General features: G+C 72.6%; 12 protein-coding genes. 8 read left to right on the top strand and 4 right to left on the bottom strand.

Features of this window, described 5'->3' with window-relative positions; translation table 11 throughout:
- The first annotated feature begins 15 nt into the window (after window positions 1–15).
- Together C6361_RS09375 and C6361_RS09370 are read left to right on the top strand one after the other, a co-directional pair.
- Window positions 16–1,968: an AfsR/SARP family transcriptional regulator gene (locus C6361_RS09375; protein WP_159079262.1), complete on the top strand. Its 1,953-nt coding sequence runs from the start codon at window positions 16–18 to the stop codon at window positions 1,966–1,968.
- A 49-nt stretch (window positions 1,969–2,017) separates the two neighbouring features.
- Entirely contained in the window at window positions 2,018–2,773 is a 756-nt protein-coding gene (locus C6361_RS09370; protein ID WP_107267495.1) for a thioesterase II family protein, read from the top strand.
- 27 nt (window positions 2,774–2,800) lie between these two features.
- On the opposite strand, the gene C6361_RS09365 is transcribed toward C6361_RS09370, so the two are convergent.
- A complete protein-coding gene (locus C6361_RS09365; protein WP_159079261.1) occupies window positions 2,801–3,148 on the bottom strand; it encodes a hypothetical protein in 348 nt (115 codons plus the stop codon).
- Between the two features lie 168 nt (window positions 3,149–3,316).
- Between C6361_RS09365 and C6361_RS09360 the strand changes: the two genes are divergently transcribed.
- The gene (locus tag C6361_RS09360; protein ID WP_107267494.1) at window positions 3,317–4,294 is read left to right on the top strand and encodes an FAD-dependent oxidoreductase; all 978 of its coding nucleotides are present in this window, start codon (window positions 3,317–3,319) and stop codon (window positions 4,292–4,294) included.
- 8 nt (window positions 4,295–4,302) lie between these two features.
- Here the strand turns inward: C6361_RS09360 and C6361_RS09355 are convergent, their stop codons facing one another.
- The 3 genes from C6361_RS09355 to C6361_RS09345 all read right to left on the bottom strand — a co-directional run bounded on the left by C6361_RS09355 (window position 4,303) and on the right by C6361_RS09345 (window position 7,376).
- The gene (locus C6361_RS09355) at window positions 4,303–6,330 is read right to left on the bottom strand and encodes a bifunctional diguanylate cyclase/phosphodiesterase (protein WP_107267493.1); all 2,028 of its coding nucleotides are present in this window, start codon (window positions 6,328–6,330) and stop codon (window positions 4,303–4,305) included.
- Window positions 6,331–6,484: 154 nt separating this feature from the next.
- Window positions 6,485–6,769 (bottom strand): hypothetical protein, encoded by a 285-nt coding sequence (locus tag C6361_RS09350; RefSeq protein WP_107257158.1) that lies wholly within the window; start codon window positions 6,767–6,769, stop codon window positions 6,485–6,487.
- A gap of 175 nt (window positions 6,770–6,944) precedes the next feature.
- Window positions 6,945–7,376 (bottom strand): hypothetical protein, encoded by a 432-nt coding sequence (locus tag C6361_RS09345; RefSeq protein WP_107257157.1) that lies wholly within the window; start codon window positions 7,374–7,376, stop codon window positions 6,945–6,947.
- Window positions 7,377–7,945: 569 nt separating this feature from the next.
- On the opposite strand from C6361_RS09345, the gene C6361_RS09340 reads away from it, so the two are divergent.
- The 5 genes from C6361_RS09340 to C6361_RS09320 all read left to right on the top strand — a co-directional run bounded on the left by C6361_RS09340 (window position 7,946) and on the right by C6361_RS09320 (window position 13,426).
- Window positions 7,946–9,232 carry an ABC transporter substrate-binding protein gene (locus C6361_RS09340; RefSeq protein WP_107257156.1) on the top strand — a complete coding sequence of 429 codons (1,287 nt, stop codon included), beginning with the start codon at window positions 7,946–7,948 and terminating at the stop codon, window positions 9,230–9,232.
- A 32-nt stretch (window positions 9,233–9,264) separates the two neighbouring features.
- Window positions 9,265–10,215 carry a carbohydrate ABC transporter permease gene (locus C6361_RS09335; RefSeq protein WP_369931414.1) on the top strand — a complete coding sequence of 317 codons (951 nt, stop codon included), beginning with the start codon at window positions 9,265–9,267 and terminating at the stop codon, window positions 10,213–10,215.
- A 55-nt stretch (window positions 10,216–10,270) separates the two neighbouring features.
- Window positions 10,271–11,110 (top strand): carbohydrate ABC transporter permease, encoded by an 840-nt coding sequence (locus C6361_RS09330; protein ID WP_107257155.1) that lies wholly within the window; start codon window positions 10,271–10,273, stop codon window positions 11,108–11,110.
- A 7-nt stretch (window positions 11,111–11,117) separates the two neighbouring features.
- Complete coding sequence (locus tag C6361_RS09325) at window positions 11,118–12,326, top strand: ABC transporter ATP-binding protein (RefSeq protein WP_107257154.1); 1,209 nt, start codon at window positions 11,118–11,120, stop codon at window positions 12,324–12,326.
- A gap of 236 nt (window positions 12,327–12,562) precedes the next feature.
- On the top strand, window positions 12,563–13,426 hold the full coding sequence (locus C6361_RS09320; protein ID WP_107267492.1) for a DMT family transporter: 864 nt from the start codon (window positions 12,563–12,565) through the stop codon (window positions 13,424–13,426).
- Window positions 13,427–13,453 lie beyond the last annotated feature (27 nt).

Here is a 13,453-nt window from a genome sequence, read left to right as displayed (position 1 = left end):
GGCGGGGAGGTCCTGATGTTCGGAACCCCGCCGGCTCCGGCACCGGTCGATTCCACCGGGCCGGGCGTGACCGGCCACCCCCGGCCCGGGGAGATGGAATTCCGGATCCTCGGCTCGGTCGAGGTGGTCGACTCGACCGGCCTGGTCGAACTCAGCGCGTCCAAGGTACGCACCGTGCTCGCCGTACTGCTGCTCGCCCGGGGTCGGGTGGTCTCCGACTCGCGGCTCGCCGTGGTGCTCTGGGGCGACGACCCGCCGGTCACCGCCGCCGCGCAGATCCAGACGTACGTCTCCCGGCTGCGCGCCAAGCTCGCACCGGACGCCGAGATCGTCCGGCAGCGCCCCGGCTACGTGCTGCGGGTCGCACCCGAGCGGTTCGACCTGGTGCGTTTCGAGCAGCTCGCGGCGCGGGGCCGGGACGCCCTCGCCGAGGGCCGGCCCGCCGACGCCGCCGAGGCGCTGCGCGGCGCCCTCGCGCTGTGGCGCGGCCCCGCCCTCGCCGGGGTGACCGAGTTCCTCAGCGACGCGGAGCGGCCCCGCCTGGAGGAGGCGCGGCTGGCCGCGCTCGGCGACCGGATCGACGCGGAACTGGCGCTCGGCCAGCACGGGCGGCTGGTCGTCGAGCTGACCGGGCTGGTCGCGGCGGACCCGCTGCGCGAGCAGTTGCGCGGCCAGCTCATGCTGACGCTCTACCGCTGCGGCCGGCAGGCCGACGCGCTCGCCAGCTACCAGGACTACCGGCACCTGCTCGCCGAGGAACTCGGCATCGACCCGGGACGCGAGCTACAGGACCTGCACAAGTCCATCCTGGCCGCCGAGGCGTCGCTGACCCTGCCGGCGCCGGAGGTCCGGGTGGCCGTCCGGCGTACCCCGGCCGAACCGCTGCCGGCCCGGCTCCCGCCGGACGTGGCCGACTTCACCGGCCGGGACCGGGAGGCCGCCCAGGTGGTCGCGCTGCTGCGTACCCGGGCGGACAACGGTGGGCGGCGGCTCGCCTGCGTGATCGGCGGGATGGCCGGGCTGGGCAAGACCGCCCTGGCGATCCACGTCGGACACCTGCTGCGCTCGTCGTACCCGGACGGGCAGATCTATCTGGACCTGCGCGGCGCCGGACCACAGCCGGCGGACCCGGTGGACCTGCTCGGCACCATCCTGCGGGCGCTCGGGGTGGAGGCGTCGGAGATCCCGCCGTCGATGGCGGAGCGGGTCCAGCTCTACCAGAACCGGCTCGCCGGGCGGCGGGTACTGGTGCTGCTCGACAACGCCGCCAGCGAGCAGCAGGTACGCCCGCTGCTGCCGGAGAGCCCGACCTGCGCGGCGATGGTGACCAGCCGGGCCCGGCTGGCGGCGCTGGAGGGCGTACCCCTGATCGACCTGGACGTCCTCGAACACCGGCAGGCGCTGGAGCTGCTCTCCAAGATCGTCGGTGCCGCCCGGGTGGCCGCCGAGCCGGAGTCCGCGGTACGCATCGTCGAACTCTGCGGGCACCTGCCGCTCGGCGTACGCATCGCGGGTGCCCGGCTCACCGCCAAGCCGCACTGGCGGCTGGCCCGGCTCGCCGACCGGCTCTCCAGCCAGCGTCGGCGGCTGGACGAGCTGCGGATCGGCGACCTGGAGGTACGGGCCAGCGTGGCGCTGAGCCTCCAGGGCCTGGACGAGCCGGCCCGGCGTGCCTTCCGGCTGCTGGCCCTGCTGGACGCGCCCCGGTTCGCCATCTGGACCGCGGCGGTGCTGCTCGACGTCACCCTCGCCACCGCGCGGGAGCTGCTGGAGCAACTGGTCGACGCCCGACTGCTGGACGTCGTCCAGGTCGACGGTTCGAGCCAGGCGCGATACTTCTTCCACGACCTGGTCCGGGCGCTCGCCATGGAACAGGCCGCGGACGAGGAGACGGCCGACGAGCGGTACGCGGCGCTGGACCGGACGTTCGGCAGCCGCCCGGGCCCGGGCGCCAAGGAGAACGGCTGACCACCCGGCTCCGCCCGGGACAACTCCACCGAGGGAAAGGGCTGCGCCGGTGAGCACGTACGGCAGGGTCACGAACGACTGGTTCCTCCGCTTCGCGGCCGCGCCCCGGGCCACCGTACGGCTCGTCTGCTTCCCGCACGCGGGCGGCGGGGCGGCGGGCTACCGGCGCTGGGCGGAACTGGTGCCCGACTCGATCGAGGTGATCGGGGTGCAGTACCCGGGCCGGCAGAACCGGTACGGCGAGCCGGTCATCGACGACATGGGCGTACTGGTCGACGAGATCGTCGCGGCGGTCGAGCGGGAACTGACCGGACCGGTGGTCTTCTTCGGGCACAGCATGGGCACCGTGGTCGCCTTCGAGGTGGCCCGCCGGTTGCGCCGCAGCGACTCGTTGACGGTGCGCCGGCTCTTCGTGTCGGCCGGTCCGGCACCGTCGGCCCGACATTCGATCGGGGTGCATCTGCGCGACGACGACGGGGTGGTCGCGTATCTGCGGGAACTCGGCGGCAGCGGCGTGGAACTGCTGGAACTCGACGAGATCCGGCAGTTGACGCTGCCGATGGTCCGGGGCGACCTGCGGCTGATCGAGACCTACCGCTACGCGGCCGGCGAGCCGCTGAACTGCCCGATCACCGCGATCGTCGGGGACCGGGACCACACCTTCACCGCCGCCGACGCCCGGCGGTGGGTGGTGCACACCAACGCCGGGCTCGACGTGCACTCGCTGCCCGGCGGCCACTTCTATCTGGACGACCAGGCGGATCGGCTGGTCCCGCTGCTGCTGGAGCGGATCCTGCCCCGGTGACGCCGGGGCGGCCCGGCCCGGGATCCGTTACCGCTCCTCGGCTCCGGGGCCGCCGTCGCCGTCGTCCCGGGGCAGATACCGGCGCACCCGGATGCCGTGGCCGTGTGCGCGGATGCCGTCGGCGGCGGCGATCGCCGCGACGGGATCGGTGAGGAAGTCGAGCGCGACCGCGGTGTCGCCCTCGATGCGGCTGCGCATCCGCTCCAGCCCCTCCGGGGTGCTGGACGCCACGGCGTCCAGCTTGACCAGTGCCGCCGCCCGAAGTCGATAGTCGTTCTCGACCTCGACGACGACCTCGGACACCACCACGTAGCGCTGGGTCCGGGTGGAAGCGCTGAGCTCGCTGTCCATCTCTTCCTTCACGGTCCTGAGCATAGTCGTACCTTTCATGCGCAGAAACCCTCATTGATCCCTCGTCAAGCAAGTTTATTTACTTACGGGGTTCCGGCGCACTTTAGGGGTCTTCCTGTATGGACATTGAGTGAGAATTCGATTACCCTGCGGGAGGTTGTCTGTCTCGGGATCGACCGGCAGGCTGGTCGGATGCGCGACGTCGTGGTGCTGGGCGCGGGGGTGGTCGGGCTGACCACCGCGATCCGGCTGGCCGAGGCCGGTGCCCGGGTGACGGTGCTGACCGCCGACGAACCGGCCGACACGGTCTCCCGGATCGCCGCCGCCGTGTGGTACCCGACCCGGACCAGCGGCGACCCCCGGGTGCTGGGCTGGGCCCGGCGCACCTTCGAGGTGCTCGCCGGACAGGCCCGGCGGGAGGTGCCGGGGGTGGTGATGCGGCCGACCCGGATGCTGCTGCGCGAGCCGGTGACCGGGCACCCGTGGTGGGCCCCGGCGGTCCCCGACTTCCGCACCGCCGCGCCCCCGGCCGGGTACGCCGGACAGTGGCGGTTCACCGTGCCGACCGTCGAGATGGGCCCGTACCTCGACTGGCTGGTCGACCGGCTCGGCCGGCTGGACGTGCCGGTACGCCGGCACCGGGTGGACCGGCTCGCCGACGTACCCGCGATCGCGGCCGAGGTGTGGCCGTCGGCGCGGCGGGCACCGCTGGTGGTCAACGCGACCGGGCTGGCCGCCGGCAAACTCGCCGACGACCCGGCCGTGCACCCGATCCGGGGCCGGATCGTGCTGGTCGGCAACCCGGGCCTGGACACCTCGGTACGCGACGAGCAGAACCCGGCCGGCATCACCTACGTACACCCGCGCTCCCGGGACGTGGTGCTGGGCGGCACCTTCGAGCCGTACCGGACGGAGACCGGGCCCGACGACGAGGCCGGCGCCGCGATCCTGGCCCGGTGCGTCGCGCTGGTCCCGGAACTGGCCGGGGCGCCGGTGCTCGGGCAGCTCGCCGGGCTGCGGCCCGGCCGGCTCGGCGGAGCCCGGCTGGCGCAGGACGCCACCGGGCTGGCCGGACCGGCCCGGCTGATCCACAACTACGGGCACGGCGGCGCCGGGGTCACCCTCGGCTGGGGCTGCGCCGACGAGGTGGCGGCACTCGCCGCCGACTGACGGCGCGGCTACCGGATGGTGGCGGAGACGCCGGACCGGGCGATGGTCCGGGCCATCAGCTCGTGCAGCGGCTCGGGCCGGCCCAGGTGGTATCCCTGGCCCCGGTCGACGCCGAGGTCGCGCAGCACCGGCACCAGCTCGGGCCGGTCGATGTGCTCGGCGACGGTCCGCATCCCGAGCCCGTGCGCGGCCCGCACCACGGCGTCGATCAGGATCGGGTCGGAGCCGCCGTGGTCGGCGTGCCGGACGAACTCACCCGCGATCTTGACCGCGCTGAACGGCAGGTGCTTGAGGTAGACGAAGGAGCCGTATCCGGCGCCGAAGTCGTCCAGGCTGAACCGGCAGCCGGCCGAGGTGAGCGTGGAGGCGAGCCGGCGGGCGGCGGCCAGGTTGGCGATCGCGGTGGTCTCGGTGATCTCCAGGCCGAGCTGGGTCGCCGGTACGCCCGCGGCGGCCAGGGTGCCGACCACCCAGTCACCGAAGCTCGGATCCTCCAGGGAACGGCTGGAGATGTTCACGTCCAGCCGCAGCTCCACCCCGGCGCCCCGGGCCGCGGCGAGCGCTCCGGTGGCGGTCTCCACCACCCAACGGTCCAGCTCGTAGATCATGTCGCCGCGCTCCAGCGCCGGCAGGAAGTCCCCGGGACCGATCTGCCGGTGCTGGTCGTCGCGTACCCGCATCAGCAGCTCGTAGCTGCGCACCTGGTCGTCGCCGAGGTCGATGATCGGCTGGGCGTCGAGCTGCAACTGACCGGTGTCCAGCGCCCGGCGTACCCGGGAGACCAGGTCGACCCGCTGGGCGGCCAGCCGCTGCTGCTCCGGCGCGAAGAGCCGGGCCCGGTTTCGACCCTCGCCCTTGGCCTGATAGAGCGCCAGGTCGGCGTGCGCGAGCAGCAGGGCGTCGTCGTCGGCGGCGTCCAGCGGGGCGGCGCCGATGCTCAGCGTCACCCGCAGCGGCTCGCCGCGCACCGCGAGCGGGGTGTGCGCGACCAGGTCGCAGAGCCCGGCCCCGATCGCCAGCGCCCCGTCGGCGTCACAGGAGGGGAGCAGCACGGCGAACTCGTCCCCGCCGAGCCGGCCGAGTACCGCGTCGGCGGGCAGGTGGTCGGGGAGCAGCCGGGCCAGCAGCCGGAGCACCTCGTCGCCGATGGCGTGCCCGCGCAGGTCGTTGATGTCCTTGAAGTTGTCGATGTCGATCAGGAGCAGGGCCGCCGCCGTCGCCCCGTCGGTGCCGGTGAGCTGGCTCAGCTTCGCGGTCAGCGCCCGCCGGTTCGGCAGCCCGGTCAGCGGATCGTGCTCGGCGAGGTACGCCAGCTCGTCCTGGACCTGCCGGATCTCGGTGATGTCGTGCGCCGTACCGAGCATCCGCAGCGGCCGGCCGGACTCGTCGGTGAAGACCTCGCCGTAGCACTCCAGGACGCGCATCTGACGGCTGTTCGCCAGGTACATCCGGTGGGTGTAGGTGAACGGGCTCGCCTCCCGGATCGCCCGGTCCAGGGTCGCCTCGATCATCCCGAGGTCGTCCGGATGGATCATCGTCCGGTAGGTCGGGTAGTCCAGCGCGGTCTCCGGGGCCAGCCCGATCATGGCCTTCAGGGTGGGTGACCAGACCACCTGGTCGGTGGGGAGGTGCCACTCCCAGGTGCCGACCCGGGCCAACTGCTCGATGTGGGAGAGCCGCCAGGCGTAGTCGTCGGCACGGCGCCGGTCGGCACGCTGCTCGGTGACGTCGATCAGCTCGTACACCAGGTGGCCGTCCGGCTCCGGGTCGGTACGCGGCAGCGGCGGCAGCCGCCGGCAGGTGACCCGCAGGTGCCGTACCGTGCCGTCGGCCGTCGGGCAGCGCAACTCGACCGGCGGTCCGCCCGGGGTGGCGGTGTCGAAGGGCAGCGAGCCGATGTCCGCCCCGACGAGTTGGCCGAGTCGCTGCGCCGCCCGGTTGTACCAGGTCACCTCGCCGTTCTCGGCCGTGGTCAGCAGGGCGGTGGAGGTGGTGTCGAGCACCGCGGCGGGCACGCTGGACGGCAGTGCGGGCACTGGGCCTCCCGTAGAGATCGACCGGATCCGGTGCAGGGGACGCGGGACGTGCACGGTCGGCCGTGACGGCGCACTGAGTGTACGGAGGCCGGACGTCCACGGCCAACGCCCCCGCGCCGACAGCCGTCGATCTTGCCCGGGGTCCGGGCGCGGGTCAGCGGGACCCGGAGCCGTCCCGCCGGACGATCGCCACGGCGACCCGGCAGAACTCGTCCATGTCCGGGGTGAATCCGGCCGCGATGTCCGGATGCAGCCCCGACCGGGTCTCGTCGAGCAGCCGACGGCAGACCTCCTCGACCGGTTCACCTGCGTAGTCGGCCCGGACCCGTTCGGTGGCCGCCCGCAACGCGGAGTTGAGCTGCTCCTCCAGCGGTCCGCGCAGATGCTGCCGCGCCGGGTCCAGGCCGGTGGGGTCGAGCGTGACGTGTGGCTCCGACATGACCGCTCCCTTCGTCGCCGGTGCCGTTGCCCGCCGGTCCCCGTCACCCGCCGGTCGCGTCCGCGTACCCAGCGGTGGGCGAGGGTCAAACCGGTTCCGGCGTACCGGTGTCGCCGTCGTTCCGCCGGGGCGGTGCCGGCCGGCGCCCGGCTCGGCGCGTACGGGCGGCACCGGCTCAGGCCACGGGCGGCAGGCTGGTCACCCGGACCAGGTACGACAGCTCCTCGGCCGGCTCCTCCCGGTACGACACCTGCTGGACCTGCCGGTCGTCGACGTAGAGCGCGACGTCGGCGAGTACCCCGAGGTGGGCGAGGCCGATGTCGGCGGCCCGCTTCTTGTCCTGGAGCACGGCGCCAATCCCGCCGATCAGGGTCGCGGCGTCGGAGGTCCGCCGACCCGGCGGGCAGCGCAGCACGATCTCCAGGGCGACCGGTCCGGACAGCGCCGTCCAGCCGCTGCGCTGCGCGGCGGTGCAGGCGGCCTGGAGCAGGGTACGGACCCGGGCCGCCTGCCGGTGCCCGGCCGCGAAGATCGACAGCGCCTCGGTCTTCACCGGCGGCGGCCCGCTGACCTCGAAGGACAGGGTGAGCGCCCGGGTGTTCTGCACGGCGGCACCTCCTCTTGCGGCGATCCTGCCCAGGGATCGCGGGGACGGGGCGCGGTTCGGCTGTCGGGACCTGCCGCCCGGGACGGATCCGGGCCGGGCCGCGCGCGGGCGGAGTGGCCGGTCCACCGGGCGGTCGGCATCGACGGCGACCTGCTGGCACCGGAGGTAGCACCCACGGTATCCGAGGCGTCGCCCGCCGGGAATACCACAGTGGAGCCCCGATCGGCGGGTCCCCGGCCGAGGACCGCGGGGCCCGTGGTGCCGGGTACCGCCCGGTGACGGGCGTCCGGAGCGCGGCGCCGCGCACGCCTGTCGATGTTTCGGCCGATCGGCGTCGGGGCAGTGGGGGAGTCCGACACCTACGCCCGGTCCGGCGGTTCGCCTGCGGCTGGAGGCGGGGTGCTTTCGCCGTGTGCCGGGACGGACCCCGCCCCGGCGCCGTGGGAGGGAGGACGGCGCGATGAGCGGTCACCGGGTGCGCGACGTGTGGTCGGCGGGCCACCACCGGCGGTCATGGTCGGCGGACGCCGACGTGGGCGGGACGGCCGGGGGGAGAGCGGGGTGCCGGCATGGCTGAGCCCGAGCGGGGCGGCCCGGGCCGGAGCCGCCGGTCCCGGCTGGCGGCGGCACTCGCGGCGCTGACGCTGCTGGGGCCACTCGCCGCCTGCGGCTCCGGCGACGACGGCGGCGTACCGACGATCAACCTCTACTACACCACCGAGCAGAACATCCAGAAGGTGGTCGACGACTGCAACGCGAAGGCGGGCGGCCGGTACCGGATCGCGTACCGGGTGCTGCCCCGGGCCGCCGACGACCAGCGGGTGCAGTTGGTCCGGCGGCTGGCCGCCGAGGACACCGGGATGGACATCCTGGGCCTGGACGTCACCTGGACCCAGGAGTTCGCCAGCGCCGGCTGGCTGCTGGAGTGGACCGGCGAGCGCCGGGCCGAGGTCGAGCGCGGCACCCTGGCCGGCCCGCTGGAGACCGCCCGTTACGAAGGCAAGCTCTACGCCGCGCCGAAGAACACCAACGTGCAACTGCTCTGGTACCGCTCCGACCTGGTGCCGCAGCCGCCACAGACCTGGGACGAGATGATCAGGATGGCCCAGGACCTGCGGGGGCGGGGCCAGCCGTACCGGGTGATCACCATGGGCGCCCAGTACGAGGGACTGGTGGTGCTCTACAACACCCTGGTGGCCAGCGCCGGCGGCCAGATCATCAACGACGACGGCAGCAAGGCGGTCTTCGACGAGGGTGCCGTCCGGGCCCTGGAGGTACTGCGCAACTTCGCCACCGCCGGGATCACCACCTCCTCCTTCTCGAACACCATCGAGGACCAGGCCCGGCTCGACTTCCAGTCCGGGGCGGGCGCGTTCCAGCTCAACTGGCCGTTCGTCTATCCGGCGATGCAGGAGGCCGACCCGGAGCTGGCGAAGAAGGTCAGGTGGGCCCGCTATCCGGGCGTGGACCCGGGGACACCGAGCAAGGTGACGATCGGCGGGTTCAACCTGGGGATCAGCCGGTACACCGAGCATCCCGAGGAGTCCTTCGACGCCGCCACCTGCCTGCGCGACGCCGAGCACCAGAAGTTCTCCGCGATCAACGACGGGGTGCCGCCGACCATCGAGAGCGTCTACGCGGAGCCGGAGATGGCCGAGGCGTACCCGATGCGGGACACCATCCTCGAGGAGCTGAAGGATCCGGCGACCCGGCCGCGCAGCCCGGCGTACCAGAACATCTCGACGGTGCTGTCGGCGACGCTCTCCCCGCCGTCGGCGATCGATCCGGAGCGGACCGCGGACCGGATGCGGGAGGCGACGCAGGACGCGCTCGACTCGAAGGGGGTGCTGCCGTGAGCACGGAGACCGAGACCGGGACCGCGACCGCCGTGGACCGGAGCGGGGCCGGCCGGAGCGTGCCGGCGCCCCGGCGCGGCCGTCCCGGACGGGCGGCGCTGAGCGAGGGGAAGCGGGCCGAGCGCCGGCTCGGCTGGCTGCTCTGCGCGCCGGCCGCGCTGGTGATGCTGGCGGTGACCGCCTATCCGATCCTCTACTCGGTCTGGCTGTCGTTGCAGCGCTTCGACCTCAAGTTCCCGGACGAGCGGGAGTTCGTCGGGCTGGCCAACTACGCCACGGTGCTGACCAACGACTACTGGTGGACCGCGTTCGGGGTGACCATGCTGATCACCGTCGTGACGGTCGCCGTCGAACTGGTACTCGGCATGGGGCTGGCCGTCGTGATGCACCGGACCATCGTCGGGCGCGGGCTGGTCCGCACCTCGGCGCTGATCCCGTACGGCATCGTCACGGTGGTCGCGGCCTTCTCCTGGCGGTACGCCTGGACGCCCGGCACCGGATATCTGGCCAACCTCTTCGGCGAGGGGGCGCCGCTGACCGAACGGGCCAGCGCGCTGGCGATCATCATGCTGGCGGAGATCTGGAAGACCACCCCGTTCATGGCGCTGCTGCTGATGGCGGGCCTGGCGCTGGTGCCGGAGGACCTGCTCAAGGCCGCCTCGATGGACGGTGCCACCGCCTGGCAGCGGTTCGTCAAGGTCATGTTGCCGGTGATGAAGCCGGCGATCCTGGTGGCGCTGCTGTTCCGCACCCTGGACGCGTTCCGGGTCTTCGACAACATCTTCGTGCTGACCGCCGGGTCGAACGAGACGTCGTCGGTGTCGATGCTCGCCTACAACAACCTGATGCGCGGGCTCAACCTCGGGATCGGGTCGACCATGTCGGTGCTGATCTTCCTGGCCGTGGCGATCATCGCGTTCGTCTTCGTGAAGCTGTTCGGCACGGCTGCCCCGGGCAGCACGGACGAGGGGAGCCGCCGGTGAGCGCGAGGAGCGCAGCGAAGCGGAGCACCGCAGTCGCGAACGAAAGGAAGTTCTGATGGCCGCGAGTGACACCACTGCCGCCGCGAAGTGGCGGTGGGGACTGTTGGACGTCGTGGTGGTGGTCTTCGCACTGGTCCCGGTGCTGTGGATCGCGTCGCTGTCGTTCAAGACCACCGGCACGCTCACCGACGGGAACTTCATCCCCCGGGAGTGGACGCTGGACAACTACCGCACGATCTTCTCCACCAACCAGTTCGTCCGGGCGCTGGGCAACTCGATCGGGATCGCCCTGATCGCCACCGCCATCGCGGTGGTGCTCGGCACCATGGCCGCGTACGCGGTGGCCCGGCTGGACTTTCCGGGCAAGAAGGCGCTGGTCGGGGTCTCCCTGCTGATCGCGATGTTTCCGCAGGTCTCGCTCGTCTCGCCGCTGTTCGAGATCGAGCGGTCGCTCGGGCTCTTCGACACCTGGCCGGGGCTGATCCTGCCGTACATCACCTTCTCGCTGCCGCTGGCCATCTACACGCTGTCGGCGTTCTTCAAGCAGATCCCGTGGGACCTGGAGAAGGCCGCCAAGATGGACGGCGCCACCTCGGGGCAGGCGTTCCGCCGGGTCATCGCGCCGTTGGCCGCCCCCGGGGTCTTCACCACCGCGATCCTGGTCTTCATCTTCTGCTGGAACGACTTCCTCTTCGCGATCTCGCTGACCTCCACCGAGCGGTCCCGCACGGTACCGGTGGCGCTGTCGTTCTTCACCGGGGAGTCGCAGTTCGAGGACCCGACCGGGGCGATCTCCGCCGCCGCCGTGGTGATCACGATTCCGATCATTCTGTTCGTGCTGTTCTTCCAGCGTCGCATCGTGTCGGGCCTGACGTCCGGCGCCGTCAAGGGGTGAGGTCGCAGTGGCTGACATCGTGCTGGACAAGGTGAGCAAGAGCTTCCCGGACGGGACGGTCGCGGTCCGGGACGTCGACCTGGAGATCGCCGACGGCGAGTTCGTGATCCTGGTCGGCCCGTCGGGCTGCGGGAAGTCGACCACGCTGAACATGATCGCCGGACTGGAGGACATCAGCTCCGGCGAGCTGCGGATCGACGGCGAACGGGTCAACGACAAGGCGCCCCGGGACCGGGACATCGCGATGGTGTTCCAGTCGTACGCCCTCTATCCCAACATGACCGTCCGGGAGAACATGGCGTTCCCGCTCCGGCTCGCCAAGCTCGACAAGGCGACCATCGAGCAGAAGGTGGCCGAGGCGGCCAAGGTGCTGGAACTGACGCCGCTGCTGGACCGCAAGCCGGCGAACCTCTCCGGCGGGCAGCGCCAGCGGGTGGCGATGGGGCGGGCGATCGTCCGCAACCCGAAGGCGTTCCTGATGGACGAGCCGCTCTCCAACCTCGACGCCAAGTTGCGGGTGCAGATGCGTACCGTGGTGTCCCGGTTGCAGAAGCAGCTCGGCACCACCACCGTCTACGTCACGCACGACCAGACCGAGGCGATGACCCTCGGCGACCGGGTGGTGATCATGCGGGGCGGTGCGGTGCAGCAGGTCGGCCCGCCGCAGGAGCTCTACGACCACCCGGCGAACCTCTTCGTCGCCGGGTTCATCGGCTCGCCGTCGATGAACTTCCTGCACGCCGCGGTCGAGGACGACCGGTTGCGGACGGCGATCGGCGACGTACCCCTCGGGGACCGGCTCCGTCGCGAGCTGGCGGCGGAGGACGCCCCCCGGGAGCTGATCCTCGGCATCCGGCCGGAGCACTTCGAGGACGCCGGGCTGATCGACGAGCAGACCCGGGGTCGGGGGCTGGAGTTCGAGGCGCCGGTCGACATCGTCGAGTCGATGGGCTCCGACAAGTACGTCTACCTCACCGTCTCCGGCGAGCGGGCCAGCGCGGCGGAGCTGGAGGAACTCGCCGCCGACGTGGGCGCGGACGGCTTCGGCGGCGGTGGCGGGAACCTGGTGACCCGACTGTCGGCGGAGTCCCCGGTCACCGAGGGGGGCAACCACCGGATCTGGTTCAACCTGGAGAAGATCCACCTCTTCGACCCGTCGAACGGGCGCAACCTCACCCTGCACGAGGGGCGGGCCGCCGGAGCGCTGGCGTCCTGAACCGGAAAGCGCGTCGAGCCCCGGGCGGGGGGCTGGCGCGCGGCGTCGACGGTGCCCGGACGGGCCGGGAGGCTTCCGGCCGGTTCGGGCACCGTCGCCGTGCCGGGCGGCGGTCCGGACGTACCGGCGACGGGTTCGTCGGCCGGTCCGGAACCGTCCGTGGGCGGCGAATTCACCACGTAGCGTAGCTGTGTGGGTACGGAGTACGGGCCGCCGTCGGTCGCCGGGACCGCCGCGTGACCACCCCGGCGGTCGTGCTGGCGCTCGGCGCCGCCGCCTGCTTCGCCCTGGGGGCCGCCCTGCAACAGCGCGCCGCGAGGCGGGAGCCGCAGCACGCCACCGCCGACCCCAGGCTGCTCATCCGGCTGCTGCGCCGCCGGAGCTGGCTGCTCGCCAAGGTCCCCGACCTGGCGGGTACGGTGCTACAGGCGCTCGCCCTCCGGTTCGGGCCGCTGACCCTGATCCAGCCCCTGCTGATCAGCGGGATGTTCCTGGCGATCCCGCTGGAGGCGGCCCTCGACCATCGGCGGCCGCATCCGCGGGACGTCACCGCGGTCGCCGCCTGCGTCCTCGGGCTGACCGTCTTCCTCGTCGCCGCCCGGCCCCGCGCGGGGGTGGCCCAGCCGTCCCTGATGGGCTGGCTCGGCGTCGCGCTGATCGGCGGTGCGCTGGTCGTGACCTGCCTGCTCCTGGCCCACCGGGCCACCGGCGCCGCCCGGGGAACCCTGCTCGGTATCGCCAGCGGGCTGCTCTACGCCGGTACCGCGTCGCTGCTGAAGACCGTCGCCGAACGGGTCACCCACGACCCGCTCTCGACGCTGACCGACTGGCACCTGTACGCGCTGGCCGTGGTCGGGTTCGCCTCGGTGGCGCTGAACCAGAACGCCTTCCAGAACGGTCCGCTCGCCGCGCCGCTCACCGCGATCACCCTGGTGGACCCCGTCGCCAGCGTGGTGATCGGGGTGACCGCCTTCCACGAGACGCTCTCGTTCGGCGGGCTCCGGCTCCTGGTCGAGGTGCCGGCGATCCTGGCGATGGGCTTCGGGATCTGGCTGGCCAGTACCCGCTCCACCGGCCGCGAGGGTTTCGAGGGGAGTTGACGGACCGGTGGGGCCGCAGTCCCGCGA

It is taken from the genome of Plantactinospora sp. BC1, from assembly GCF_003030345.1.
Lineage (GTDB): Bacteria > Actinomycetota > Actinomycetes > Mycobacteriales > Micromonosporaceae > Plantactinospora.
This window is presented reverse-complemented; position numbering and strand designations above follow the sequence as displayed.